We start from the raw sequence: 26,651 nt of genomic DNA on the forward strand, positions 1-26,651 counted from the left end.
CCTTCTATCTATCCGTCGCCGGCGACGACGGACTGGCGGGCATGAGAGTGACGGTCTGGGGCGTCGCCTGGTACTTGCGCTCGGCCAGACGGCGGCCCTCGGCGGATTGCAGAGCGCAGTCCTGGTCGGACTCGGCGGAGAAGCGCACGACTTCCTCCTCCCATACCGCATCCAGCGCCTGGGGCGTGTGGTCGGGCGTTTCCTCGGCCACCGTGGCGCGGTGCCGGGCGATCTCCTCGCTGGCCCCGATCAGTGCCAGCAGCGCCTGGGGTACCAACGCATGGCTGGCGCCGCGTTCCTCCAGGCGCGCCGCCAGCAGGCCGAGGATGTGGCGGATCTCGCCTAGCCAGCGGCCGATCTCCTCCTCATCGCGGGTCGACAGGTATTCGAGAAACAGCGGCAGGTGATCCGGCAGCTCCCGGGTGGCGATCCGGAAGCCCGCCGCTTCGTACTCGGCCAGCAGGTCGACCATGGCCTGCCCGCGGGCACGGGATTCGCCATGCACATGCTCGAACAGCAGCAGCGAGGTGGCACGCCCACGGTCGAACAGCGCCACGTAGCTCGCCTGCAGATCCAGCAGCGGGGTGTCGGCCAGCGCACGGCACCAGGCGCCCAGACGCTGGCGCAGCGGCACGGGCAAGCGCGCTTCGGCCCGCAGGACGGCCTCCAGCTCATCGGCGGCCGCCTGCAGCTCGGCGCTCGGGTAATCCAGCAGGCGCGCCAGCACACGCAGGCTGCGCAGGCCCTGGAACGTCTCGGGTTGGGTTGCGGCAAGACTAGTCACGGCGCATGTCCTCCAGCGGATCGAACTCTCCGACGGGCTTGACCAGGGTGGTGGTGGCCTTGCGGCCACCGAACAGGCTGGCTTCGTTGTTGCCGCCCTGGCAGCCGTTGCCGAAGGTGAAGCCGCAGCCGTTACGTTCCGGGAAGGCGTCGCGGGCCATTTCGCGGTGGGCGGTGGGAATCACGAAGCGGTCCTCATAGTTGGCGATGGCCAGGTAGCGGTACATGTCCTCGACCTGCGCCTGGGTCAGGCCCACCTGGTCCAGCACGCGGCTGTCGGGGTTGCCGTCCACGTGCTTGCCGCGCATGTACACGCGCATCGCCATCAGCCGCTTGAGGGCCAGCACCACCGGGGCCTCGTCGCCGGCGGTGAGCATGTTGGCCAGGTAGCGCACCGGAATGCGCAGCGATTCGATTTTTGGCAGGATGCCGTCGAACTCGATGTGCCCGGCCTCGGCGGCGGACTGGATGGGGGAGAGCGGCGGCACGTACCAGACCATCGGCAGGGTCCGGAACTCTGGGTGCAGCGGTAGCGCCAGGCCCCAGTCCATGGCCAGCTTGTACACCGGCGAGGCCTGGGCGGCGACGATCACGTTGTCCGCTATGCCGTCCTTGCGAGCCTGCTCGATGACTGCCGGATCGTGGGGGTCCAGGAAGATGTCGCATTGGCGCCGATAGAGGTCGCGCTCGTCCTCGGCGGCGGCCACCTCGCCGATACGGTCGGCGTCATACAGCAGCACGCCCAGGTAGCGGATGCGCCCGACGCAGGTTTCCGAGCACACGGTCGGCTGGCCGGATTCGATGCGCGGGAAGCAGAAGATGCACTTCTCCGATTTGCCGCTCTTCCAGTTGTAATAGATCTTCTTGTACGGGCAGCCGCTGATGCACATGCGCCAGCCACGGCACTTGTCCTGGTCGATCAGCACGATGCCGTCTTCCTCGCGCTTGTAGATCGCGCCGCTCGGACAGGAGGCCACGCAGCTGGGATTCAGGCAGTGCTCGCACAGGCGCGGCAGGTAGAGCATGAAGGTGTGTTCGAACTGGCCGTAGATGTCCGCCTGTATCTGGTCGAAGTTGACATCCTTGCGGCGTTTGGCGAACTCGGTGCCGAGGATTTCCTCCCAGTTCGGTCCCCATTCGATCTTGCGCATGCGCTGCCCGGAGATGCGCGAACGCGGCCGCGCGGTGGGCTGGTGCTCGCCGGCCTTGGCGGTGTGCAGGTGCTGGTAGTCGAAGGTGAAGGGTTCGTAGTAGTCGTCGATCTCGGGCAGGTCCGGGTTGGCGAAGATGTTCGCCAGAACCCGCCACTTGCCGCCGATGCGCGGGTTGATGCTGCCGTCGGCGTTGCGCACCCAGCCGCCGCGCCAGCGCTTCTGGTTGGCCCACTCCTTGGGATAGCCAATGCCGGGCTTGGTCTCGACGTTGTTGTACCAGGCGTATTCGATGCCTTCGCGGCTGGTCCAGACGTTCTTGCAGGTGATCGAGCAGGTGTGGCAGCCGATGCACTTGTCCAGGTTCATGACCATGCCGACTTGCGAGCGAATCTTCATTTCACGGCCTCCTGGGTGTAGTCGTTGCCTTCACCATCCAGCCACTTCACATGCTTCATCTTGCGCACGATGACGAACTCGTCGCGGTTGGAGCCGACCGTGCCGTAGTAGTTGAACCCGTAGGACAGCTGGGCGTAGCCGCCAATCATGTGGGTGGGCTTGGGGCACACGCGGGTCACCGAGTTGTGGATGCCGCCCCGGGTGCCGGAGATCTCGCTGCCGGGGGTGTTCAGCAGGCGCTCCTGGGCGTGGTACATCAGCACCATGCCGGGCTTGACCCGCTGGCTGACTACCGCCCGGGCGGCCACCGCGCCGTTGGCGTTGTACAGCTCGACCCATTCGTTGTCTTCCAGGCCGATGCGCGCGGCATCGGTTTCCGAGATCCACACGATCGGCCCGCCACGCGACAGTTCCTGCATCAGCAGGTTGTCGCTGTAGGTGGAGTGGATGCCCCACTTCTGGTGCGGAGTGATCCAGTTGAGGAGGATTTCCGGGTTGCCGTTGCTGATCGCCTTGTGCTCGGCTACCGCCGCTGGCGCACGGGTGTCGATGGGCGGGCGGTAGACCATCAGGCTTTCGCCGAAATCGCGCATCCAGGGATGGTCCTGGTACAGCTGCTGGCGGCCGCTGAGGGTGCGCCAGGGGATCAACTCGTGAACGTTGGTGTAGCCGGCGTTGTAGGAGACATGCTCGTCCTCCAGGCCGGACCAGGTGGGGCTGGAGATGATCTTGCGCGGCTGGGCGACCAGGTCGCGGAAGCGGATCTTCTCGTCATCCTTGGGCAGCGCCAGGTGGGTGTGATCGCGGCCGGTGATCCGTGACAGCGCCGCCCAGGCCTTGACCGCCACGTTGCCGTTGGTTTCCGGGGCGAGGGTGAGGATCATCTCGGCGGCGTCGGTGGCCGAGGCGAGGCGCGGGCGGCCTTTGGCCGGACCGTCCGGCTTGCGGTAGTTGAGCTTGCCGAGCAGTTCGACCTCGTCCTCGGTTTTCCAGGTGATACCCTTGCCGCCGTTGCCCAGGGTGTCCAGCAGCGGTCCCACCGAGCTGAAGCGCTCCCACGTCTGGGGATAGTTGCGCTGCACCTCGACCAGCGACGGCATCGTCTTGCCGGGAATCGGCTCGCATTCGCCGCGCTTCCAGTCCAGCACCTCGGGCTGCGCCAGTTCGCCGGGGCTGTCATGCAGCAGTGGAACGGTGACCAGGTCGGTTTCCTCGCCCAGGTGGCCGAGGCAGACGCGCGAGAAGGCCTTGGCGATGCCGTCGTAGATATCCCAGTCGCTGCGCGCCTCCCACGCCGGGTCGGTGGCGGCGGTCAGCGGGTGGATGAACGGATGCATGTCCGAGGTATTGAGGTCGTTCTTCTCGTACCAGGTGGCGGTGGGCAGCACGATGTCCGAGTACAGGCAGGTGGTGGACATGCGGAAGTCCAGGGTCACCAGCAGGTCGAGCTTGCCCTCGCCGGGGTCGTCGCGCCAGACGACTTCCTCGGGCTTCTCGCCGCCGCCCTTGCTCAGGTCGTTGCCCAGCAGGTCGTGGCGGGTGCCGAGCAGGTAGCGCAGCATGTATTCGTGGCCCTTGCCGGAAGAGCCCAGCAGGTTGGAACGCCAGACGAACAGGTTGCGCGGGAAGTTGGCCGGGTTGTCCGGGTCCTCGGCGGCGAAACGCAGCGCGCCGCTTTTCAGCTGATCGACCACGTGATCCGCGGTGCTTTTGCCGGCGGCGCGGGCCTCGGCGGCCAGGCGCAGTGGATTGCGATCCAGTTGGGGGGCCGAGGGCAGCCAGCCCATGCGTTCGGCGCGCACGTTGTAGTCGATCAGGCTGCCGCTGTACTTCTCCGGCGGCGCCAGCGGCGAGAGGATCTCGCGAACCTTGAGCTTCTCGAAGCGCCATTGGCTGGAATGGTTGTAGAAGAACGAGGTGCCGTTCATGTGGCGTGGCGGCCGGTGCCAGTCGAGGGAGAACGCCAGCGGCGTCCAGCCGGTCTGCGGGCGCAGCTTCTCCTGGCCGACGTAATGCGCCCAGCCACCACCGCTCTGCCCGACGCACCCGCATAGGATCAGCAGGTTGATCAGCCCACGGTAGGTCATGTCCATGTGATACCAGTGATTCACCCCGGCGCCTACGATGATCATCGAACGGCCATGGGTCCGGTCGGCATTCTGGGCGAACTCGCGCGCCAGCCGGGTTACCTGGGCCGCCGGCACACCGGTGATGGCTTCCTGCCAGGCCGGCGTATAGGGCTTGGGCTGATCGTAGTCGGTGGCGCCATCATCGGTGCCACTGCCGCCGACCGTGGCTTGCAGACCCCGGTCGATGCCGTGGTTGGCGGCCACCAGATCGAACACCGTCACCGCCAGCACCGTGCTGCCATCGGCGCGCTTGAGCCGCTTGGCAGGCAGGTGGTGGTAGAGCACGTCGCGCACCTTCACATGGGGGAAGTGCTGATGCTCGATGCCGCCGAAATAGGGGAAGGCAACCCGGGCCACGTCGTCATGCCGGCCCAGCAGGGACAGCGCCAGGGATACGGGCTCGCCCTTGGCGTCCAGGGGCTCCAGGTTCCAGCGGCCGTCTTCGCCCCAGCGAAAGCCGATGGAACCGCGCGGCACCACCAGGCGGTCGCCGGTCTCGTCCCAGGCGACCGTCTTCCATTGCGGGTTGTTGTTCTGCCCCAGGTTGGCGACGAAGTCGCTGGCGCGCAGTTGCCGGCCGGGCACATAGCTGCCGTCGTCACGCAGTTCCAGCTCAACCAGCATCGGCAGGTCGGTGTAGCGGCGGACATAGTCGGTGAAGTAGCCGCTGGGGTTCTCCAGGTGGAATTCCTTGAAGATCACGTGGCCCATGGCGATGGCCAGCGCCGCGTCGGTGCCCTGCTTGGGGCTCAGCCACTCGTCGCAGAGCTTGGAGACTTCCGCATAGTCCGGGGTGATGGCCACCGTCTTGGTGCCCTTGTAGCGCACCTCGGTGAAGAAGTGCGCGTCCGGGCTGCGCGTCTGCGGCACGTTGGAGCCCCAGGCGATGATGTAGCCGGAGTTGTACCAGTCGGCGGATTCCGGCACGTCGGTCTGCTCGCCCCAGGTCTGCGGGCTGGAGGGCGGCAGGTCGCAGTACCAGTCGTAGAAGGAGAGGCACACCCCGCCGATCAGCGACAGGTAACGGGTGCCGGCCGCGTAGCTGACCATGGACATGGCCGGAATCGGCGAGAAGCCGATCACCCGGTCCGGGCCGTACTGCTTGACGGTGTAGACGTTGGCCGCGGCGATCAGCGTCTGCATCTCGTCCCAGTCGGCGCGCACGAAACCGCCGTGCCCGCGATCGTGCTTGTACAGGCGGGTCTTGGCCGGGTCTTCGACGATGCTCGCCCAGGCGTCCACCGGGTCCTTGTGCTGCTCCAGCGCCGCCCGCCATAGCTGGATGAGAGGTTTGCGGATCAGCGGGTACTTGAGCCGGTTGGCGCTGTAGAGGTACCAGCTGTAGCTGGCGCCGCGCGGACAGCCACGCGGTTCGTGGTTGGGCAGGTCGGGGCGGGTGCGTGGGTAATCGGTCTGTTGGGTTTCCCAGGTGACCAGGCCGTTCTTCACGTAGACCTTCCAGCTGCACGAGCCGGTGCAGTTCACCCCGTGGGTGGAGCGGACGATCTTGTCGTACTGCCAGCGCTGGCGATAACCATCTTCCCATTCGCGGTTTTCGTCACGGGTTTCGCCATGGCCGTCGGCGAACTCCGGCGGGCGCTTGGTGAGGTACTTCAGGCGGTCAATGAAATGACTCATGTTTTTCCTCCTGAACGGGGCTCAGGCAGACCCCGCTGGGTGCTGAAGCGTCAGCAGGGCACCTCCGCAGAGCGGCGGGTGTAGTAGAACCAGGTCAGAGCGATGCACAGGCCGTAGAAAAGGATGAAGCCGTACAGTGCCGCCGCCGCGCTGCCGGTTAGAGCCAACGATGTGCCGTAGGCCTTGGGGATGAAGAACGCGCCGTAGGCGGCCACCGCCGAGATGAAGCCGACCGCGGCGGCGGACTCCTTCTCCGCCTGGCGTTGCTGCTCGGCGGGCGGTAGCTGGGGGTTCAGGCGGGGCGTCTGGTGTCGAAAGATCGCCGGGATCATCTGGGTGGTACTGGCGTTGCCCACGCCGGAGAAGAAGAACAGCAGCAGGAACATGGCGAAGAAACCGGCGAAGCTGCGCGCCTCGAGGAAGAACAGCACGCCCAGCACGCACGCGGCCATGGCCACGTATACCCAGAAACTTACCCGCGCGCCGCCGAAGCGATCGGCCAGTCCGCCGGACAGTGCGCGGCTCAGGGCTCCGACCAGCGGACCGAGGAAGGCGAACTTCAGCACATCAACCCCGGGGAACAGGTTGCCGGCCAGCAGTGGGAAGGCGGCGGAAAAGCCGATGAAGCTGCCGAAGGTGCCGGTGTACAGCACGCTCATCAGCCAGGTGTGCTTGCGCTTGAAGATCACCAGTTGGTCGGCGAACGAGGACTTGGCACTGGCGATGTCGTTCATGCCGAACCAGGCCGCCAGGGTGGCCAGGAGTATGAAGGGTACCCAGATGAATCCGGCGTTCTGCAGCCACAGCGGCTGGCCGTTTTCCGTCAACGCCGGCTCGCCGCCCAGGGCGCCGAACACACCCATGGTGATGACGACCGGCACCAGGAACTGCATGACGCTGACGCCCAGGTTGCCAAGGCCGGCATTCAGACCCATGGCCTTGCCCTTGGAGGCCTTGGGGTAGAAGAAGGAGATGTTGGCCATGCTGGAGGAGAAATTGCCGCCGCCCAGGCCGCAGAGCAGGGCGAGGATCAGCATCACCAGGTAGGGGGTGTCCGGGTTCTGCACGGCGACGCCGATCCACAGCGCCGGCAGCAACAGCGAAGCGGTCGACAGTGCGGTCCAGCGTCTGCCTCCGAAAATCGGCACCATGAAGCTGTAGAAGATGCGCAGTGTCGCGCCGGACAGGCCGGGCAGGGCGGCCAGCCAGAACAGCTGGTTAGGGGTGTAGTCGAAGCCCACCTGGGGCAGCCGGGCGACCACCACCGACCAGACCATCCAGATGGCGAAGCCCAGCAGCAGGTTAGGAATCGAGATCCACAGGTTGCGCCGGGCAATGCGCTCGCCGGTTTCGCTCCAGAAAGTGGGGTCCTCCGGGCGCCAGTCCCGCAGCACCAGGCTGCCGGGGGTGGACAGTTCCGGCAGGTCGCTGATTTCGCGCTGCGCCGGCCACTCGACCCGCTCGGCCATGCGGATCGCGTAATGCATCCAGGCCAAAGCGCCGGCGGCGATCAGGAACAGCAGCATGAAGGTGCTCTGCCAGATGCCGACCACATCGTTGAGCATGCCGAAGGTCAGCGGCAGGAAGAAGCCGCCCAGGCCGCCGACCATGCCCACCACGCCGCCGACGATGCCGACGTGACGGGGGTAGTAGGCGGGGATGTGTTTGAACACCGCAGCCTTGCCCAGCGACATGAAGAAGCCCAGCACCATGGTCAGCAGCGCGAAGCCGACGACATTGAGGGTCAGGGAAAAACTGATCTCGCCTTCGACACCGGTGACGGTGTAGTGGGTCGGCGGGTAGCTGAGCAGGAAGGTACAGAGCACCGAGGCGGTCAACGTCCAGTACATCACCCGGCGCGCGCCGTAGCGGTCCGACAGCCAGCCGCCCAGGATGCGAAATACCGAGGCCGGCACTGTATAGAGCGCAGCCACCATGCCGGCTGCGGCCAGGCTCAGCCCGTAGACCTCCATCAGGTAGTGGGGCAGCCAGAGTGCCAGGGCGATGAAAGCGCCGAACACGAAGAAGTAATAGAGGGAAAAGCGCCACACGCGCATTTCGGCGAGCGGCGCCAGTTGCTGTGCCAGGGGCATCGCCTCGGCGCGGCGCTGGCTGCTCTGCGGATCGGGGCGGGCCAGCAGGATAAAGCCCAGTCCCGTGGCTGCCAGCACGCTGGCATAGACCAGGGCGGTGCCTTGCCAGCCGAGTGCCAGCAGCAGGAAGGGCGCGACGAAGTTGGTCAAGCCAGCGCCCACGTTGCCGGCACCGAAGATGCCCAGCGCCGTGCCCTGGCGTTCAGGTTCGAACCAGGCCGAGGTATAGGCCACGCCGACGCTGAAACCACCGCCGGCCAGGCCGATGCCCAGCGCGCCGATCAACAGCATTGGGTAGCTGCTGGCGAAGGTCAGCAGATAGATGCACAGCGCGGAAACCAGCATCAGCAGGCCGAAGACCCAGCGACCACCGTAACGGTCGGTCAGCCAGCCCAGTAGGGGGCGGGTCAGCGAGCCCGAGAGCACCGGTGTGGCCATCAGCAGGCCAAGCTGGGTGTCGCTAAGGGTGAATTCGTTCTTGATCTGCAGGCCCAGAATGGAAAAGACCGTCCAGACTGCGAAACAGAGCGTGAAGGCGAAAGTGGACAGGGTCAGCGCGCGGTATTGAGCCCGGCGCGAGACCGGCATAGGCATCGGCATGGTGCTTGCTCCCGTCCCGTTGCATCGGGCGCTGCGCCCGAAGGTCTTGCCTGCGCAGGCGCCACACAGCCAAGGCTGCGCCAAAGTGCTTTTGAGCGTAGACAGCGAAGCCATGGCGGGCAAACCGGGTCTCGCCGCCCGTCCGCTGGCAGCTGCGTTTGCCGAACTGCTTGGCTGGAGAGCGGTTCCATACCTTTGAAGGAAAAGGGAAGTTGAACAATTGGGGTGGTGTATGAGCCTTGAAAAAAAACCTGCGCCGGATGATCAGGTCAGTCGCTATCTGCACGGCCTGGATTTTCCCGCTGATCGCGATCGGTTGATTCGCAAGGCCAGGGAGAACGGTGCCAGCGAGGCGGTGCTGCGCATGCTGGAGGCCCTGCCGGCGCAGGATTTCGGCAGCATGGCGGAGATCCTTAAGCGTTACGAGCGGCGTTGAGCGGTTGCGAGATGACCAGTTATGTCGTGCATTTCACCGGCCCGATCAATTCTTCCACTACCGGACAGTTGATCGATAAATGCACCAAGGCGGTGCAGCAGGAAGCCAGCGAGCTGGTGATCAAGATCGCGACGATGGGCGGGGAGTGCAGCTACGGCTTTTCGCTGTTCAATTTCCTGATGTCGCTGCCGGTTCCGGTGCATACCCACAACCTGGGTACTGTGGAGTCCATGGGCAACATCATCTTCCTTGCCGGGGAGCGGCGCACGGCGAGTCGGTTCAGCAAGTTCCTGTTTCACCCTTTCCACTGGACGCTGCATGGCGCGATCGACCATGCGCGCATGACGGAATACGCGATGAGCATGGATCACGACCGCTTCCTGTATGAGCAGATTGTCCTGGAGCGCACCCGGGGAGCGGCCGAGCCCCTGGACGTTGCCACCTACCTCACCGCGGCGCCGCGCATCATCAGTCCGGACGAGGCGCTGGCCTGCGGCTTGATCCAGGCCATCGACGAGCTGCACATGCCCCATGGCTCGATGAACACGAGCGTGCACGCCTGAGCTCCACGCCTCGGTATACAAGCCTGTCTTTCGCCGGCTAGAATCGCCGCCCTGCGATTTTTGACAGGTCGGGAAGCGCTGTCGTGCTGCGTTTGAGCGCTCCCGCCGCCCCTTTCTGCCGATCCGTTCCATGGGGTGACTTCCACCCGGGGTGCATCTAGAATGCATGCCCTTGATCAAGCCGGAACGGCCGGCACCACGTCTGTGCAACGAGGAATATCCATGCAAGTTTCTGTAGAAGCCACCTCCGCTCTTGAGCGCCGGATGACTGTCGGCGTGCCGGCCGCACGCATCGAGTCCGCAGTCGACAAGAGCCTGCAGCAGACCGCCCGTCGCGCCAAGGTCCCCGGCTTCCGCCCGGGCAAGGTGCCGATGAGCGTCATTCGTCAGCGTTACGAAGGTGCTGCCCGTCAGGAGGCCCTGGGTGATCTGATCCAGGAAACCTTCTACGAAGCCGTGGTCGAGCAGAAACTGAACCCGGCCGGCGCCCCGTCCATCGAGCCGAAGGTGTTCGAAAAGGGCAAGGATCTGGAATACGTTGCCACGTTCGAAGTGTTCCCGGAAATCAAACTGGCTGGCTTCGAAGGCATTGCCGTGGAGCGTCCGCAGGCTGAAGTCGGCGATGCCGATGTCGACACCATGCTGGACGTGCTGCGCAAGCAGAACACCCGTTTCGAAGCTGTCGAACGCGCTGCCGAGAACGGCGACCAGATCACCATCGACTTCGTGGGCAAGATCGACGGCGAGGCCTTTGCTGGCGGTTCCGCCAAGGGTGTGCCGCTGGTTCTCGGTTCGGGTCGCATGATCCCGGGCTTCGAAGACGCCCTGGTTGGCGTCAAGGCCGGTGAAGAGCGCGTTATCAACCCGGCCTTCCCCGAGGACTACCAGAACCTGGATCTGGCCGGCAAGACTGCCGAATTCACTGTCAACGTGACTGCCGTCGCGGCCCCGGCACTGCCGGAACTGAACGACGCCTTCTTCGCCCTGTTCGGTGTGAAGGAAGGCGGTCTGGAAGGCTTCCGCGCCGAAGTCCGCAAGAATATGGAGCGCGAGCTGCGCCAGGCCATCAAGACCAAGGTGAAGAACCAGGTCATGGAAGGTCTGCTGGAAACCAACCCGGTTGAAGTGCCCAAGGCACTGGTCGCCGACGAAGTGAACCGTCTGCGTGTGCAGGCCGTCCAGCAGTTCGGTGGCAACATCAAGCCGGAAAACCTGCCTGCCGAGCTTTTCGAGGAGCAGGCCAAGCGTCGCGTGGTGCTGGGTCTGATCATCGCCGAGGTGGTCAAGCAGAACGAGCTGAAGCCCGACGAAACCCGCGTCCGTGCGCTGATCGAGGAAATGGCTTCGGCCTACCAGGAGCCCGAGCAGGTGGTGGCCTGGTACCTGAAGAACGAGAAGCAGCTGAACGAAGTGCGTTCGGTTGTACTGGAAGAACAAGTTGTAGATACTGTCCTCGGTAAGGCCAAGGTAACCGACAAGTCGGTCTCCTACGAAGAAGCTGTCAAGCCGGCGGAAGCTCCGCAAGTCGCCTGATTCTTCCCCCCGCTCGAGCACCGCATAAGCCAGCCTAGCGCTGGCTTATGTGTCTTTAGGACCGTTCAATAGGGAGCGATCGCTGGAAATGTCCCGCAATTCCTTTATGCAAATGCCTGAAATCCAGGCCGCCGGTGGCCTGGTGCCGATGGTGATCGAGCAGTCCGCTCGTGGCGAGCGCGCCTACGACATCTATTCCCGCCTGCTCAAGGAGCGGGTGATCTTCTTGGTCGGCCAGGTCGAGGACTACATGGCCAACCTGGTGGTTGCCCAGCTGCTGTTCCTGGAAGCCGAGAACCCCGACAAGGATATCCACCTGTACATCAACTCGCCGGGCGGTTCGGTGACCGCCGGCATGTCGATCTACGACACCATGCAGTTCATCAAGCCGGACGTCACCACCTACTGCATCGGCCAGGCCTGCAGCATGGGTGCGCTGCTGCTGGCTGGCGGCGCCGCCGGCAAGCGTTACTGCCTGCCGCATTCGCGCATGATGATTCACCAGCCCCTGGGCGGTTTCCAGGGCCAGGCGTCTGACATCGAGATCCATGCCCGGGAAATCCTGACCATCCGCGAGCGTCTGAACAAGATCCTGGCTCACCACTGCAACCAGCCGATCGATGTGATCGCCCGCGATACCGACCGGGACAACTTCATGAGCGGCGAAGAAGCGGTCAAATACGGACTGATCGACCAGGTGCTCGAGCGTCGACTGGCGCTGTAATTCTGTGTGCGGCGGTCGGATATCCGGTCGCCGCAGGGTTGAAAATGCCCCTGATTGCCCTCATCTTGTGTTTCACGCCTACCGTATTGGATTGACCGAATGACTGATACCCGCAATGGCGAGGACAACGGCAAGCTGCTTTATTGCTCCTTCTGCGGCAAGAGCCAGCACGAAGTGCGCAAGCTGATCGCCGGACCCTCTGTCTTTATCTGCGACGAGTGCGTAGATCTGTGCAACGACATCATCCGCGAGGAGGTGCAGGAAGCACAGGCCGAGAGCAATGCGCACAAATTGCCGACGCCCAAGGAGATCAGTGCGATCCTCGATCAGTATGTGATCGGTCAGGAGCGTGCCAAGAAGATTCTGGCCGTCGCTGTCTACAACCACTACAAGCGCCTCAACCAGCGGGACAAGAAGGATGATGTCGAGCTCGGCAAGAGCAACATCCTGCTGATCGGCCCGACCGGTTCGGGCAAGACACTGCTGGCCGAAACCCTGGCGCGCCTGCTGAATGTGCCGTTCACCATCGCCGATGCCACCACCCTGACCGAAGCCGGTTACGTGGGCGAGGACGTGGAGAACATCATCCAGAAGCTGTTGCAGAAGTGCGACTACGACGTGGAAAAGGCCCAGATGGGCATCGTCTACATCGACGAGATCGACAAGATCTCACGTAAGTCGGACAACCCGTCGATCACCCGTGATGTCTCGGGTGAGGGCGTGCAGCAGGCGCTACTCAAGCTGATCGAGGGCACGGTTGCCTCCGTTCCGCCGCAAGGTGGTCGCAAGCATCCGCAGCAGGAATTCCTGCAGGTGGACACTCGCAACATCCTGTTCATCTGCGGTGGCGCCTTCGCCGGGCTGGAGAAGGTCATCCAGGGTCGCTCCACCAAGGGTGGCATCGGCTTCACGGCCGAAGTGCGCAGCAAGGATGCCGGCAAGTCGGTCGGTGATTCGCTGCGCGAGGTCACGCCGGACGATCTGGTCAAGTTCGGGCTGATTCCCGAGTTCGTCGGTCGCCTGCCGGTAATCGCCACCCTCGAAGAGCTGGACGAAGCGGCGCTGATCGAGATCCTCGCCGAGCCGAAGAATGCGCTGACCAAGCAGTACGCCAAGCTGTTCGAGATGGAAGGTGTCGACCTGGAGTTCCGTCCCGATGCGTTGCGCGCCGTGGCGCGCCGCGCGCTCGAGCGCAAGACTGGTGCGCGCGGCCTGCGCTCCATCCTCGAAGGCATCCTGCTGGATACCATGTACGAGATCCCCTCGCAGGGCGACGTCAGCAAGGTGGTGATCGATGAAAACGTCATCGAAGGCACCTCCAAGCCGCTGCTCATCTACGAGAACAGCGAGCCTACCGCCAAGGCAGCGCCGGACGCGTGAGAAAAAGGGGCCTGCGGGCCCCTTCTTCATTAAGGTCCCTTGCTTGTGTTTTTTCAGGTTCGCCCTCATCTTGGCGGCAAGGGCAACCCACCGATCACGGCCACCGGCCGTCGCAGAGTCCAGTTATGAAGAAAACCATCGAATTGCCACTCCTGCCGTTGCGTGATGTCGTGGTCTATCCACACATGGTGATCCCGCTGTTCGTCGGGCGCGAGAAGTCCATTGCGGCGCTGGAGGAGGCCATGAAGGGCGATAAGCAGATCCTGCTCATGGCCCAGAAGAATCCCGGCGACGACGATCCCGACCAGGAGGCGCTGTACCAGGTCGGCACCGCCGCTACCATCCTGCAGCTGCTCAAGCTTCCCGATGGCACCGTGAAGGTGCTGGTCGAAGGTGAGCGTCGCGGACGTGTCGAGCGTTTCATTGCCCACGACGACCACAGCCGTGTCGAGGTTTCGTTGCTCGAAGAGCAAGCCACCTCCGAACGCGAAGCCGAGGTTTTCTGCCGCACCCTTCTGAACCAGTTCGAGCAGTATGTGCAGTTGGGCAAGAAGGTGCCGGCGGAAGTACTGGCCTCGCTGAACAGCATCGATGATCCGAGCCGCCTGGTCGACACCATGGCAGCACATATGGCGCTGAACCTGCAGCAGAAGCAGGAAATCCTCGAAATCACAGAGCTACCGGCGCGTGTCGAATACGTACTGGGCCTGCTGGATTCGGAAATCGATCTGCTGCAGGTCGAGAAGCGTATCCGTGGCCGGGTCAAGAAACAGATGGAGCGCAGCCAGCGCGAGTACTACCTGAATGAGCAGATGAAGGCCATTCAGAAGGAACTGGGCGACATCGACGAGGGGCACAACGAAATCGATGAGCTGAAGAAGCGTATCGAGAGTGCCGGCCTGCCCAAGGACGCGCACAGCAAGGCGCTGGCCGAGCTGAACAAGCTCAAGCAGATGTCGCCGATGTCCGCCGAGGCCACCGTGGTGCGCTCCTATCTCGACTGGCTGCTGAACGTGCCGTGGAAGGCGGAAACCAAGGTCCGCCTTGATCTGTCGCGCGCCGAAGAAATCCTCGACGCGGATCATTACGGCCTGGAAGAAGTAAAGGAGCGCATCCTCGAGTACCTTGCCGTGCAGAAGCGCGTAAAGAAGCTCAAGGGTCCGGTGCTCTGCTTGGTCGGCCCGCCCGGTGTCGGCAAGACGTCGCTGGCCGAGTCCATTGCGCGTTCCACCAACCGCAAGTTCGTGCGCATGGCGCTGGGTGGCGTTCGCGACGAGGCCGAGATTCGTGGCCACCGCCGTACCTACATCGGTTCCATGCCGGGGCGCCTGATTCAGAAGATGACCAAGGGCGGCGTGCGCAACCCGCTGTTCCTGCTGGATGAGATCGACAAGCTCGGCAGTGACATGCGAGGCGATCCGGCCTCGGCTTTGCTGGAAGTGCTGGATCCCGAGCAGAACCACCATTTCAATGACCACTACCTGGAAGTCGACTACGACCTTTCGGATGTGATGTTCGTATGCACCTCGAACTCCATGAACATTCCGGCGCCGTTGCTGGATCGTATGGAAGTCATTCGCCTGCCGGGTTACACCGAGGACGAGAAGGTCAACATCACTACCAAATACCTGCTGCCCAAGCAGATTCGCGCCAATGGCCTCAAGCCGAGCGAGCTGACGGTCAGCGAGGAAACGATCCGCGACGTCATTCGCTACTACACCCGGGAAGCAGGTGTGCGCGGTCTGGAACGCCAGATCGCCAAGGTCTGTCGCAAGGTGGTGAAAGAGAACATCAAGGAAAAGCGCTTCCAGGTGGAGGTGACGCCGGAGTCGCTCGAGCATTATCTGGGTGTGCGCAAGTACCGGTATGGGCTGGCCGAGCAGGAAGACCAGGTGGGGCAGGTCACCGGACTCGCCTGGACACAGGTGGGCGGCGAGCTGCTGACCATCGAAACCGCAGTGGTGCCAGGGAAGGGCCAACTGATCAAGACCGGTTCGCTGGGCGATGTGATGGCCGAGTCCATGACCGCCGCCCTGACCGTGGTGCGCAGCCGTGCCAAGAGCCTGGGTATCCCTCTGGATTTTCATGAGAAGCGCGACGTGCACATCCACATGCCCGAGGGAGCAACCCCGAAGGATGGTCCCAGTGCTGGCATCGGTCTGTGCACGGCCCTGGTGTCGGCGCTGACCCAGATCCCGGTGCGCGCCGATGTGGCCATGACGGGCGAAATCACCTTGCGCGGCCAGGTCCTGGCAATTGGCGGGCTGAAGGAGAAACTCCTCGCGGCTCGCCGCGGCGGCATCAAGACGGTGATCATTCCCGAGGAAAACCTGCGGGATTTGAAGGAGATTCCTGAAAACATCAAACAGGATCTGCAAATCAAGCCCGTCAAATGGATTGACGAGGTCCTGCAAATTGCGCTGCAATACGCCCCGGAGCCCTTGCCTGATGCGGCTCCGGACATGGTAGCCAAGGATGAAACCCGCGAGACTGATTCCAAGGAGAGAATCAGCACGCATTAGCCGAAAGGCCTCCCTCGACACGATTTTCGGCGCTGGTTAATTGTCGCTGCGTGTACAGGTTGTTCTGCGAAATCAAGTTAACTGTAAAAAATAACTTCATTAAAGTTAGATAAGGGGACTTAGAGTGAACAAGTCGGAACTGATCGATGCCATCGCCGCATCTGCTGATATCCCGAAAGCCGTTGCTGGTCGTGCGCTGGACGCTGTGATCGAATCCGTCACTGGTGCTCTGAAGGCAGGTGATTCCGTGGTCCTGGTGGGCTTCGGTACCTTCGCTGTCAAGGAACGCGCGGCACGTACCGGTCGCAACCCGCAGACTGGCAAGCCGATCAAGATCGAAGCTGCCAAGATCCCGAGCTTCAAGCCGGGCAAGGCACTGAAAGACGCCGTAAACTAAGCGTCTTTCGAATTGCCAGGCCGCACCGGCCTGGCAGCGGGGTACTCTGGCGGCCTGGGCTTGTCAGATGGGGGATCCGAACTAGAGTCCTCCCACTCCGTGGTTATCGCGAAGGCGCATCCCTCCGGTGCGCCTTTGTACTTTCCGGGCTTCACTCGCGCAGCCTGGCCGTAGAACGGTCGTTACTGGGGGATGCATGCTGCAAAATATCAGGGACAATTCACAGGGGTGGATTGCCAAGACCATCATCGGTCTCATCATCGTATTGCTGGCACTGACCGGCTTCGAAGCCATTTTCAACAGTGCCGGAAACCAGCAGACTGCCGCCGAGGTGAACGGGGAAGAGATCAGTCTTTCCGAACTCAACCAGGCTGTCGAAATGCAGCGTCGCCAGCTGCTTCAGCAGTTTGGTCGAGATTTCGATACCTCACTGATCGATGAGCAGCTGCTGCGCAATGCGGCACTCAGCGATCTGATCGACCGTCGTTTGCTGGTGCAGGCTGCCCAGGAATCCGATTTCGCTCTTTCCCAGGCAGCGCTCGATCAGGTCATTCTGCAGACCCCGGAATTCCAGGAGAACGGCCGCTTCAGTCCAGCGCGCTTCGACCAGGTCATCCGCCAGATGGGCTACGGCCGTCTGCAGTTCCGGCAGATGCTTGAAGAAGAGATGCTTATTGGCCAGTTGCAGGCGGCGGTTGCTGGCAGTGGTTTCGTGACCGAGCAGGAAGTGCGCGACTTCGTGCGACTGGACAAGCAGACTCGTGATTTCGCGCTGTATCGCATTAAGGCCGATACCAATGAGGTTGACGTCACCGACGAGCAGGTGGCCGCCTATTACGAACAGAATGCTCAGCGATTCATGACCCCCGAGCAGGTGGTCATCGAGTACGTCGAGCTCAAGAAGGACAGCTTCTTCGACCAGGTGAGCACCAGCGAGGAAGAGCTGCGTTCCCGTTACCAGGCAGAGATCGCCAACCTGGCTGAACAGCGTCGCGCCGCGCACATCCTGATTGAAGCGGGTGACGCGCGTAGCAGCGACGAGGCACGCAAGCATATCGAAGCGCTGCGCCAGCGCCTCGATCAGGGTGAGGATTTCGCCGTCCTGGCCCGTGAGGCGTCGGAAGATACCGGCTCGGCGGCTGATGGCGGAGATCTCGGCTTCGCCGGCCCGGGTGTCTACGACCCGGAGTTCGAATCGGTGCTGTTCGCACTGAAAAAAGGCGAAGTATCTGCGCCGGTGCGGACCGAGTTTGGCTGGCACCTGATCAAGTTGCTCGATTCCCAGGCCGCCGACGTGCCCAGCTTCGCCGCCCTCAAGGACAAGCTTGAGCGTGACCTGAAGGCCGAGAAGGTCGAGCAGCGTTTCGTCGAGGCGGTACGTGAGCTGGAGAACCTGGCCTTCGAAGCGGCTGATTTGCAGCAGCCTGCGCAGGAGCTGGGTCTGCAGGTGCAGACCAGCGAGCCTTTCGGGCGCGAGGGCGGCGGCTCTGGCATCACAGCCAACCGGCAAGTGATCCAGCAGGCTTTCAGCCCGGATCTTCTGGAAAGCGGCGCCAACAGCCAGGCGCTGGAATTGGACGCCGAGACCATCATGGTGATGCGCGTAAAAGAGCATCGTCAGCCCCAGCGTATGAACCTGGAACAAGTCGCGGGCAGTGTGCGGGCAACCCTGCAGCGCGAATCCGCAGCTGAAGCTGCCAAGAGCCAGGGCGAAGCGCTGCTTGCCAATCTGCGCGAAGGCCAGACCCCGTCCACCCAAGAGAGCAGCTGGCAGGTTTTCGAGGCGGCCACCCGCTCTCTGGAAGGGGTTGAACCTCAAGTACTGCAGACTCTGTTCCGCATGCCCAAACCTGAGCAAGCCCAGAAGCCGCAGTTCGCCGGTATCGCGCTCGGCAATGGTGACTACGTTCTGCTGCGTCTGACCGGAGTCAGTGAGCCGACGGAAGTGCTGGACGACAACGAGGCACGGATGTATCAGCGCTTCCTGGCGTCGCGTGCCGGTCAGGACGATTTCGCAGCCTACCGTGCGCGCTTGCAGCGTGAGGCGGATATCGAGCGCTTCTGATTCGTGCGGAACCGAAAGGGCCCTGCTGCAACTGCAGCAGGGCCCTTTTTCATGCTGTGCCGTTAAAGCGCTGCGTTGTTACTCGGGAATCTGCCAGGGACCCAGCACGATCCCCTCGTCAGCCAGTTGCCTGCGAGCCTCGGCCAACACATTTCCCAAGTGCTCCGTGTCGGCATAGTCCAGGCGTGACATCCGGGAACGCCCCACAACGCTAGCGGTGGTCTTGTCTATGACTGTCAGGCTCAGCTCGCCTGTGTAGTCGGTCGCCCAGGCAATGCACTGCAACGGCTGAAAAGCTCGGCAGGCGATCAAGAGTGCTTCGTTGGTGCGGAGCGCTGTCATGCGATTACTCTCCAAAAACGGAATCCGGGGAAGTAACAGTTCAATCATGTGCCTTACGACTTTTGGATAATTCCAATCCGCAAAAGGTCACGCTTACGTCGCGCTGCCGAATCTTTTTGGCGCCTACATGACAGGCCCTAATAAATAGACAGGCGGACAAGCCGGCCCGCCATTCCTTGCTACCGTTATGTCGCTACGCCAGCAGCGACGAACCACTGCCAAGGAACGGACATGCAGGATGCAACAAACGGGGTCCGGCGCCTGCTCATGGTTGACCCCTGTGATGCCTGTAGGCGCCTGCTGCCAACACTTCAGGCTGCGGGATGGGAAGTGAGCAGTGCAAGCCTGGAAGACGCCTCCGCACGCGACTTTCACGTAGGAATGGTCCGCCTGGATGGACAGAGCCTAGGCCGTCTGGAGCGCATTCGGGCCTTGCTGTTGCAGAACGCGGGGGAGTGGATCGCCGTGCTGAGCGCCGAACTTCTGCCGTTGCAACGGGTGCGTGATTTCATCTACGAGTGGTTCTTCGACTTCCACACCCTACCGCTCGACGAGGCACGCATCCGCATTGCGCTGGGGCGTGCGTACGGCATGTCACGGCTTCGGCAGAGGACCGACGAGCAGCGTGGCCCCTGGGATGACCTGTTGGGGGAAAGCCGGGCGATGTCGGAGATTCGAAGGCTGATTACCCGCTTTGCCCCGACTGACTCGCCCGTGATGATCCGCGGCGAGAGCGGCACCGGAAAGGAAGTGGTGGCGCGTGCCCTGCATAATCTTTCGCGCCGTGCAGGCGAGGCATTTGTGGCCATCAATTGCGGCGCCATTCCCGAGAACCTCATCCAGTCCGAGTTGTTCGGCCATGAGAAGGGGGCCTTTACCGGCGCCCATCAACGCAAGGTCGGGCGGATAGAGGCAGCGGACGGTGGCACGTTGCTGCTCGATGAAATCGGCGACCTGCCGCTGGAACTCCAGGCCAACCTGCTGCGGTTCCTTCAGGAAAAACACATTGAGCGCGTGGGTGGTAGTCGACCGATAGCGGTCAATGTGCGTGTGCTGTCGGCCACCCATATCGACCTTGAGCAGGCTATCCGGGAGGGTAGGTTCCGCGAGGATCTGTATTACCGCCTGAACGTATTGCAGATTCGCATGCCCCCTCTGCGCGAGAGGTTGACCGACTTGCCCCAGCTGGCTGCGCATTTTGCACGTCTTTACAGCAGCGAAACCGGTCGAAGGCCCCGAAGTTTCAGCGAAACGGCCATTCAAGCCATGCTCGACCATCCCTGGGCAGGCAATATTCGTGAGCTGGCCAACCGGGTGCGGCGCGGGCTGGTCCTGGCGGAAGGGCGACAGATCGAGGCCGAAGACATGGGGTTGGCGGTATCGGTGGACCACCGAGGCTCGCTGCATACCTTGGAGTACTACCGGCTTCAGGCCGAACGACAAGCGCTGGGTGAGGCATTACGCCAACACACCAACAATCTGAGCGAAGCCGCACGGGCCCTCGGTATTTCCAGGCCAACCTTCTACCGTCTGCTCCACAAGCACGGCCTGCTCTGACGGCAGGCCCATGGCCAAGTCCAGAGTCAGAAGTAGTAGGGGAATTTCAAGCTGAACGTGAAATCCGGTGCATCTGGAGTCAGACCCATCGAGAGGTTGGGCACGATTGCGAGATTGTTGCTCGCCGCATAGGTCATGCCCAGGTTGAAATAGGCCGCGTTTGCGTCGCTGCCCACCACCGTGAACCAGTCCCCGCCATTCTGGCGAATGCGGCTGCTCCGACCGATCAGCTGCGAATAGGACATCGATAGACTCATCTTTTCGTTGAGTGCGAATGCCAGGCCCATCCCGAACTGCCACCAGTTGCCCAGCCGCACCTTGCCACCCAGGCGGGTGCCCTGCTGCGCACTGATATCGCTGAACTCTTCCTCGAAGTTGTACGTGTAGGACAGGTTGCCGAACAGCACGGCCGGGTCGACGGTTTTCACCAGCGAGATGCCAGGGGTCAACGACCAGACTCCGTTTCCGGTGGGCAAGTCAGTCGGGACAGTGATGTTGTCGTTGTCAGCCACCCTGGTCATCTTGATGCCATACGGATCCCGGCCGCTGGGCGCCTTGGCCCGCAGACTGAGGATGGTGTCGGGCCGGCTCTCGTTCTGGTCCAGGATCTTGTACGAAATACCCACACTGATATCCCCGACCTCGGGGCCTGTACTGACTGTGCGGTCTGAAACCTGGGCGGTCGAATTGCCTGCGCCTGCGGACTCGTAGGTCACGTCTCGGAAGAGAAACGGGACGTTCACATCAAACTGCAGGCGATTATGCAGGTTGTAGCGGCCGGTCAGATCCAGTGTGAAGTTATCAGCATTGATCTGATCGACATTGATGTTCCCAAGGAAGATCGAATCCAGGGCTAGAAAACCGTTGAGGATCAATTGGCGGGTATCGTAATGGCTGTAGGTAATGCCTGTTTCCAGGCTGTAGGTGCCTCCACCAAAGAAGCCGGAAGCCTCGTCATAGAGGGTTTCGACGCTGCGGATGGGCTCGGCGTCTTCCTTCAGGCTTGCCCCGTAGCCATCCGTCTGCAGGGACTGGACGGTCCGCGGCCCGGGTGCCTGTGCCAGCTGCGGCCCTGCGGTCTGCGCCGCCCTGGGGAGTTTCGGCGGTATGGGGATGCCATTGGCTGTCGTGGAGGGTTGCGCCGCGGGTGGCGTGGCCATGACCGGCGTCGGCATGCGCACGCCACTTGGAACCGGTGCAGCAGCTGCACTTCCCATGGTGGCCGCCGCTGGTGCTACCGGGCTTGCGGGTGCAACCGCAGGCAAGGGCTGCGCTGGAGTTCCTGCGTTGAGGCCACGCGCTGCGGGCGAAGGAGCCGTCATCGGCGTGGGAGCGGGATTGGCTCTGGGAAGCGGTGCGGGAACAGGTTTGCTCCTGGCTTCCTGGATGACTTTCTCGGCCTCGGCGGCTTGTGCTTCTTCCCGGGCGGCACTGGCAGACAGCTCCTCGAGGGCCCGTTTGTAGCGATCATACTGATCGCGCAGGTCCTGAATTTCCTGCTCCAGGGTTTCGATTTCGGCTTGGGTGGAGGCAACTGCCAGCGGTGCGGACAGCGCACCCAGTGCGGTGATTCCAAGCAGATGCGGACGAAACGAACGAAGCATGCTGACATCCCTGTCTGACTGAAAGGTGAAGAACGCAAGCGTAGATCAATATCCCGTGGGCCTCAGGGCACGCAGTTGCTCCAGGTTGCAGTTCATCAGGTCCATGGTGCGGCTTCCCTGCTGCATCACCACGTCGAGCCTGGCGGTGTTGATGACGGTATTTTGCGAACTGACAATTCGGGTGTCCTGCAGCAGGCCACCACCCAGCTGCTGCAGACTGCTCCCTTGCCCATGGGTCGCTATCCCCAGCTGTAGCTTGCCCTGGGAGGTGCTGACCGAAGCGGTGCCGAGCGCGTTGGAGTGGCTGAAGCTGCCCTCAAGGGCTGTTCCAGGCGCCAGATCGGGCGCCTCTCCATTGCGCTGGATGCTGATCTGGATGCCGTTCGAGGCGGTGTTCAGGTCGCCAGCGGTTCGCACGCTCTGGCTGATGCCATCCACATTGGCCAAGCCCTGGCCACCGATGATCATCCCGGATCCGGCGGAAGGCGTGGATCCGGTACCGGATGAGACCGGAGTGACTGTCAGGACCGGCTGGGCACCTTGCTGTGCCTGCAGGGAGACGGAGGCTCCAAGCTGCTGCCCGGACTGTTCCCAGGTGCTGGTCAGGGTGACACCGAAATGCACGATATGGCTGGGCAGGACATAACGCCCGCGCAGTTGGGCAAGCTCCGGGTCCGTCAGCTCCACAGGCTCGAACGGCGTGCCGGCTACGCCCAGAGAAGGCACCAGCAGACACGCAACGAGCAAACCACACACACATTTGTTCATCGGGATCCTCCAGACGTTCTGCTCACATCAGAAGAAATCGCTCTGGATGAAACCGAACTCCATGAGTTCGGCATCGCGCACGGGCTGGAAAGCATCAATGCGCTCCTTGGCGGTCAGAGGCTCGGGTGGGTCGAGCAGGGCATTGAGACGGTTGTAACCGGGCCCGATGACAGCAAACACAATTCCGTTCCAGCCCTGGACGAACTCTTCAAGGCTGTAGCGTTTGTGGCCGAGTACCGGGTCGCCTACGTAGACATGCTGTTCGTCACTACGCAGCAGCACGACAAAATGCTTGTAGCCACGGACTTCCTGGAGGACGACTGCCGGAACCCGCAGGTGCTGCAAGCCCGCAGGTGCTATGCGGTAGCCACGGGCCCTCAGGCCGATTGCCTCCACATAGCGTTTCATGTCGAGCATGGAGAAGCCCTGGGTCCGGACGATGTTCTGATCGGCGCCGGCCAGCATGCCTTCGATGACCATCTGTTCGTTGACATCGAAGTCGTAGGCTTCGCGCAGGACCGTCGCGAGTGATGCGGCCCCGCAACTGAAATCCGTCTGTTGTTGCACGATATGGCTGAAACGGCGCTCGCGGATGCTCTGGACCTCGAGAAAGGCCATGTTGCCTCCCGGGAGCACCGGGAAGGGCAGCCGGGCGGCCAGAACGTCGGTAGCCAGCAGCACGAGCGAGATGGCAAGAATACAAGCGAGCATTCGTTGGCGTTCCTGCACGTTCAAAGGAAAGGGCTCCGAGTGGAGCCCTTGTCAGGGTTACAGACCGGTAGGACTTCCATTCCCCGAGCAAGCGTTGCAGCCCGCAGCGATCGCCAGGGAGTTGCTCTGCTGGTTACCGGAACCGGCGGCGACGTTCAGGCCGACATTGCCGGAGGCGCCATTCAGCGAGCCGGTGACGGTGGCGGAGTTGTTGACGGCCTGCTGCAGGGATACCAGCGGCACGGTGCCGGTCAGCGTGCCAGCCAGGTCGATCTCGCCGCTTTCCTCGAACAGGAAGGCGCCGGTACCGTTGGGGCCGGCCTGAGCACCCTGGGTGTCGCTGTCCACGTCCACGTGTCCCAGCTGTACGGTGCCATTGGGATGTAACGCGCCATCCCACACTTCGAGGTATACGTCCCCGACCTGATCGGAAATGCCCGAATAGGTGCCGGTTACGTTGCCATCGAGCGTGAGTGCGACAGTCGCCGACTCGGTCAGCACAGCCCGGTTGTTGGTGATGTTGCCGGTCGAGCTCTGGGTTGCCGTGCTACTTGCGGTGGCCACGAAACCACCAGCAGTCGCGGTTGCGAAGTCGTTCTTCTGCTGGTTGAACACGCCGCTGGCCACGTTGATGCCGATGTTGCCGGAGGCGTTGTTGCCGGAATCCAGGACGCTGGCGGAGTTGGTCACCGAGTAGTTGTCCACCACATTGGTGCCGGTCTGGTTCAGATTGACCGAGGCCGTGGCGGTTCCGAAGACAAAGAACTCATCTGCGGTCGACAGGGCGGCGGAGTTGGCCTGCTGGTTGTGATCGCCACCGGCGATGTTGACGCCTACGTTACCGGCCGCATCGTCCAGGGAGCTCTCCAGGCTGGCAGTGTTGACAGTCCCCTGGTTCAACACATAGTTGCCGGTGCTGGTTTGAGTGTCGCTAACCGTAGCCTGGGCCGAAGAGCCCGGGGTAGTGGGAGGCGGAACCTCCTGAGCGGTGGCCGAAAAAGCGAGGCCGGCGGCAACGGCGAATGCCAGGGGTTTCAGTGTCCACATAACTTTCATGGGTTTCTCCTTGCGGGTACGTAGTCATTTCGCGGTTGCGAAGAGGGTCAGTCCACTACTGTCATGCTGAGGCTGTTCACCGACTGGTTGCCGACCCCAGCACTCTGGTTCAGCTGAACCACACCCCGACTTCCGGCGAAGGCCTTATCGTCCGTGACGACGATACGGTTGCCCTTGGGTTGGTCAGTCGCCCCGGAGGGTTGCGCAGGTGCCACGAGCTGCTGTGCGAGCACGCTGTCATCCAGATCCTGCCGCTGCCGTGCCAGGCTGAGGCGGAAGGAATTGATTTGCTGATTGCCGGAACCCGAAGCCTGGTTCACACCGATCAGCCCGTTATTGCGGCTGAAGGAATCGCCCAGCAGGTTCGCTTGCGCGTCCTGGCTCAGGTCGAGGCTCTGCAATTCCAGCTCCTGCTCCAGTTGCAGCCGGGCCGTAGCCAACTCCGCGCTGATCGCGATTGCCCGTGCGTTGATTTGCTGATTCAGATCTCCGGCGCCGACATTGACCGAAACGAGTCCCTGGCTGTCGATGCCGGTGTCGTCAATCACGCTGTGCGACGGGTTGGGCTCGACAGCCAGGGCCCGAAGGGCCAGCAGAAGAGCGATCAGCATGAGCCAGCGATTCATCTCAGCGGCCTCCGGTCAGGTTCTGGAGCGGTGCCAGGCCTCTCTGGACACTTCTGTTGACCTGGCTGGAAATGCTGTTGCCACCCGATGAGCCGGCTCGGCCGGCGGACATTCCGGGAAGTCGCGTATTCGTGGAGGGGATACCATCAAGGCCAGGCAGATCGCCGTCAGCCAGGCTGGCGTGGCCTAGGCGCTGGCCACTGGTGATGTGGGCGAAATCGCCATCGCTGAGCTCCAGTCCGCTCAGTTGGTTGTTCACCTGGGAGGAAACATTGGGGTTAACCGCGATGGGATGGGGATCGGGCACCATGGTTTGCCGAAAAGCCACACGGGGCTGGAGCTCGCGCTGGATGACGATGGTGCCATCTCCCGCCGCGAACGCTTCGCCAGCGATAATCGCCACTCCCAATCCAAGTACGAATTGCTTCAGCACCAGAAACTCCTTACGCCTTGGCGATACATGCCAGATCCCTTGTGCATCCATTTCTTCTGGCTCAGGCAGGAGTCGTGCCGCTTCCTGAAAGGTGTTTAAAAACAATAGGTTGCGGAAGTTAGGGAGGAGCGCTTGGCGCAAGATGTAACGAGGGTGAAACGAAACAGGCCAAACACCTGTCTCGAATGTGAGACAGCGACCGGACTAGAGCCCTCCGGTGTGTCAAAGGTTCGAAACAGATAGGCAGGGCTTCTCCGGGAATCGGGGAAGCCCTGCCAGCTGCAGCTGAGGGGGGGGGGTCAGACGCGGAATTGGCCGAGGAGGCGGTTGAGGTGTGCGGCCAGCTGGTTGAGATGCTGGCCTGCATCGCTGGTCTGGTCGGCGGATCGCACGATCTCGTGCGCGAGCCCGGCGGCCTCGGTGACGTTGCGGTTGATGTCGTCGATCACGTGCGATTGCTGCAGCGTGGCACTGGCAATCGAGGCGTTCACCCCGGCCAGATTGCGCAGCGCCCCGGTGATCTGCTCCAGCGTCTCCCGGGCAAGGCCAGCCTGTTCCACGGTGAGTCGGGTGGCCTGGTTGCTTTCGGCAATTACCTTGACCGCGTTTCCGGAGTTGCCCTGCAGTCGCTCGATCATCTGCTGGATTTCCGCAGTCGACTGCTGGGTACGCTGCGCCAGCAGGCGCACTTCGTCCGCCACCACGGCGAAGCCTCGACCCTGCTCGCCAGCCCGTGCCGCCTCGATGGCGGCGTTAAGCGCCAGCAAGTTGGTCTGTTCGGCGATGCCGCGAATGACCTCCACGACGGTACCAATCTGCGTGCTCTCGTCGGCCAGCCCCTGGATGACGTCCACGGCCTGGGCGATTCGCGCCGACAGCTGGTCGATCTGTTCGAGGCTGCGGTCGATGTTCTGACGACCCTGGCGGGCCTGGGCTTCGGCCTGGTTCACCTCGCTGGAAGCCTGCTCGGCGTTGCGCGCGACATCCTGGACGGCGTAGCTGACCTCGTTGACAGCCGTGGCAACCTGCTCCATCTGCAAGGACTGCTTCTGGCAGAACTGCTGGCTGTTACCGGCCACCTGGTTGAGACCGTCCGCCGATTGCTGCAGGGAAACGGCATCCTTGAGTAGACGTTCAACGA

At 62.6% G+C, this 26,651-nt stretch carries 21 protein-coding genes; 9 read left to right on the top strand and 12 right to left on the bottom strand.

The window, feature by feature from the left end:
- Positions 1-4 precede the first annotated feature (4 nt).
- Genes narJ through PT85_RS12850 form a run of 4 tightly spaced genes read right to left on the bottom strand, consistent with a single transcriptional unit; the run spans position 5 to position 8,907 of the window.
- Positions 5-784 carry a nitrate reductase molybdenum cofactor assembly chaperone gene (narJ, locus tag PT85_RS12835; RefSeq protein ID WP_051587488.1) on the bottom strand — a complete coding sequence of 260 codons (780 nt, stop codon included), beginning with the start codon at positions 782-784 and terminating at the stop codon, positions 5-7.
- Positions 777-2,333: a nitrate reductase subunit beta gene (gene narH, locus PT85_RS12840; RefSeq protein ID WP_039560302.1), complete on the bottom strand. Its 1,557-nt coding sequence runs from the start codon at positions 2,331-2,333 to the stop codon at positions 777-779. The genes narJ and narH overlap by 8 nt, the downstream gene beginning before the upstream one ends.
- Positions 2,330-6,100 carry a nitrate reductase subunit alpha gene (locus PT85_RS12845; protein WP_039560301.1) on the bottom strand — a complete coding sequence of 1,257 codons (3,771 nt, stop codon included), beginning with the start codon at positions 6,098-6,100 and terminating at the stop codon, positions 2,330-2,332. Before PT85_RS12845 ends, narH begins: the two co-directional genes overlap by 4 nt.
- Positions 6,101-6,150: 50 nt before the next feature.
- Entirely contained in the window at positions 6,151-8,907 is a 2,757-nt protein-coding gene (locus PT85_RS12850; RefSeq protein WP_324607134.1) for a nitrate/nitrite transporter, read from the bottom strand.
- Positions 8,908-9,025: 118 nt separating this feature from the next.
- On the opposite strand from PT85_RS12850, the gene PT85_RS12855 reads away from it, so the two are divergent.
- From PT85_RS12855 to PT85_RS12890, 8 genes are all read left to right on the top strand, one after another.
- Complete coding sequence (locus tag PT85_RS12855) at positions 9,026-9,229, top strand: DUF2795 domain-containing protein (protein WP_037009518.1); 204 nt, start codon at positions 9,026-9,028, stop codon at positions 9,227-9,229.
- An 11-nt stretch (positions 9,230-9,240) separates the two neighbouring features.
- On the top strand, positions 9,241-9,792 hold the full coding sequence (locus PT85_RS12860; RefSeq protein WP_027591379.1) for an ATP-dependent Clp protease proteolytic subunit: 552 nt from the start codon (positions 9,241-9,243) through the stop codon (positions 9,790-9,792).
- Positions 9,793-10,014: 222 nt separating this feature from the next.
- The gene (tig, locus tag PT85_RS12865) at positions 10,015-11,325 is read left to right on the top strand and encodes a trigger factor (protein ID WP_039606857.1); all 1,311 of its coding nucleotides are present in this window, start codon (positions 10,015-10,017) and stop codon (positions 11,323-11,325) included.
- 88 nt (positions 11,326-11,413) lie between these two features.
- Positions 11,414-12,049: an ATP-dependent Clp endopeptidase proteolytic subunit ClpP gene (clpP, locus tag PT85_RS12870; protein WP_027591381.1), complete on the top strand. Its 636-nt coding sequence runs from the start codon at positions 11,414-11,416 to the stop codon at positions 12,047-12,049.
- Positions 12,050-12,148: 99 nt separating this feature from the next.
- Positions 12,149-13,429: an ATP-dependent Clp protease ATP-binding subunit ClpX gene (clpX, locus tag PT85_RS12875; RefSeq protein WP_027591382.1), complete on the top strand. Its 1,281-nt coding sequence runs from the start codon at positions 12,149-12,151 to the stop codon at positions 13,427-13,429.
- Between the two features lie 125 nt (positions 13,430-13,554).
- Positions 13,555-15,951 carry an endopeptidase La gene (lon, locus tag PT85_RS12880; protein ID WP_039606858.1) on the top strand — a complete coding sequence of 799 codons (2,397 nt, stop codon included), beginning with the start codon at positions 13,555-13,557 and terminating at the stop codon, positions 15,949-15,951.
- Positions 15,952-16,075: 124 nt separating this feature from the next.
- Positions 16,076-16,348, top strand: coding sequence for an HU family DNA-binding protein (locus PT85_RS12885; RefSeq protein ID WP_027591384.1), 273 nt, complete (start codon positions 16,076-16,078; stop codon positions 16,346-16,348).
- Positions 16,349-16,544: 196 nt separating this feature from the next.
- Entirely contained in the window at positions 16,545-18,413 is a 1,869-nt protein-coding gene (locus tag PT85_RS12890) for a SurA N-terminal domain-containing protein (protein WP_039606859.1), read from the top strand.
- 78 nt (positions 18,414-18,491) lie between these two features.
- Here the strand turns inward: PT85_RS12890 and PT85_RS12895 are convergent, their stop codons facing one another.
- On the bottom strand, positions 18,492-18,755 hold the full coding sequence (locus PT85_RS12895) for a hypothetical protein (protein ID WP_027591386.1): 264 nt from the start codon (positions 18,753-18,755) through the stop codon (positions 18,492-18,494).
- 231 nt (positions 18,756-18,986) lie between these two features.
- Between PT85_RS12895 and PT85_RS12900 the strand changes: the two genes are divergently transcribed.
- Positions 18,987-20,312, top strand: a complete 1,326-nt coding sequence (locus PT85_RS12900) for a sigma-54 dependent transcriptional regulator (protein ID WP_039606860.1) — start codon at positions 18,987-18,989, stop codon at positions 20,310-20,312.
- A gap of 26 nt (positions 20,313-20,338) precedes the next feature.
- Here PT85_RS12900 and PT85_RS12905 read toward each other — a convergent pair whose 3' ends face one another.
- From PT85_RS12905 to PT85_RS18610, 7 genes are all read right to left on the bottom strand, one after another.
- Entirely contained in the window at positions 20,339-21,472 is a 1,134-nt protein-coding gene (locus PT85_RS12905) for a transporter family protein (RefSeq protein ID WP_407681100.1), read from the bottom strand.
- Positions 21,473-21,961: 489 nt separating this feature from the next.
- Positions 21,962-22,684, bottom strand: coding sequence for a hypothetical protein (locus tag PT85_RS12915; protein ID WP_037009525.1), 723 nt, complete (start codon positions 22,682-22,684; stop codon positions 21,962-21,964).
- 27 nt (positions 22,685-22,711) lie between these two features.
- Positions 22,712-23,395, bottom strand: coding sequence for a C39 family peptidase (locus PT85_RS12920; RefSeq protein ID WP_027591390.1), 684 nt, complete (start codon positions 23,393-23,395; stop codon positions 22,712-22,714).
- Between the two features lie 57 nt (positions 23,396-23,452).
- On the bottom strand, positions 23,453-24,451 hold the full coding sequence (locus PT85_RS12925; protein ID WP_027591391.1) for an autotransporter outer membrane beta-barrel domain-containing protein: 999 nt from the start codon (positions 24,449-24,451) through the stop codon (positions 23,453-23,455).
- Positions 24,452-24,498: 47 nt separating this feature from the next.
- Positions 24,499-25,077 carry a hypothetical protein gene (locus tag PT85_RS12930; RefSeq protein WP_027591392.1) on the bottom strand — a complete coding sequence of 193 codons (579 nt, stop codon included), beginning with the start codon at positions 25,075-25,077 and terminating at the stop codon, positions 24,499-24,501.
- A 1-nt stretch (position 25,078) separates the two neighbouring features.
- On the bottom strand, positions 25,079-25,510 hold the full coding sequence (locus PT85_RS12935; protein ID WP_051587503.1) for a hypothetical protein: 432 nt from the start codon (positions 25,508-25,510) through the stop codon (positions 25,079-25,081).
- A 299-nt stretch (positions 25,511-25,809) separates the two neighbouring features.
- A complete protein-coding gene (locus PT85_RS18610) occupies positions 25,810-26,544 on the bottom strand; it encodes a methyl-accepting chemotaxis protein (RefSeq protein WP_407681101.1) in 735 nt (244 codons plus the stop codon).
- Positions 26,545-26,651: the final 107 nt, after the last annotated feature.

Origin of the sequence: Pseudomonas flexibilis, assembly GCF_000806415.1 — a bacterium.
Classification (GTDB): domain Bacteria; phylum Pseudomonadota; class Gammaproteobacteria; order Pseudomonadales; family Pseudomonadaceae; genus Serpens; species Serpens flexibilis.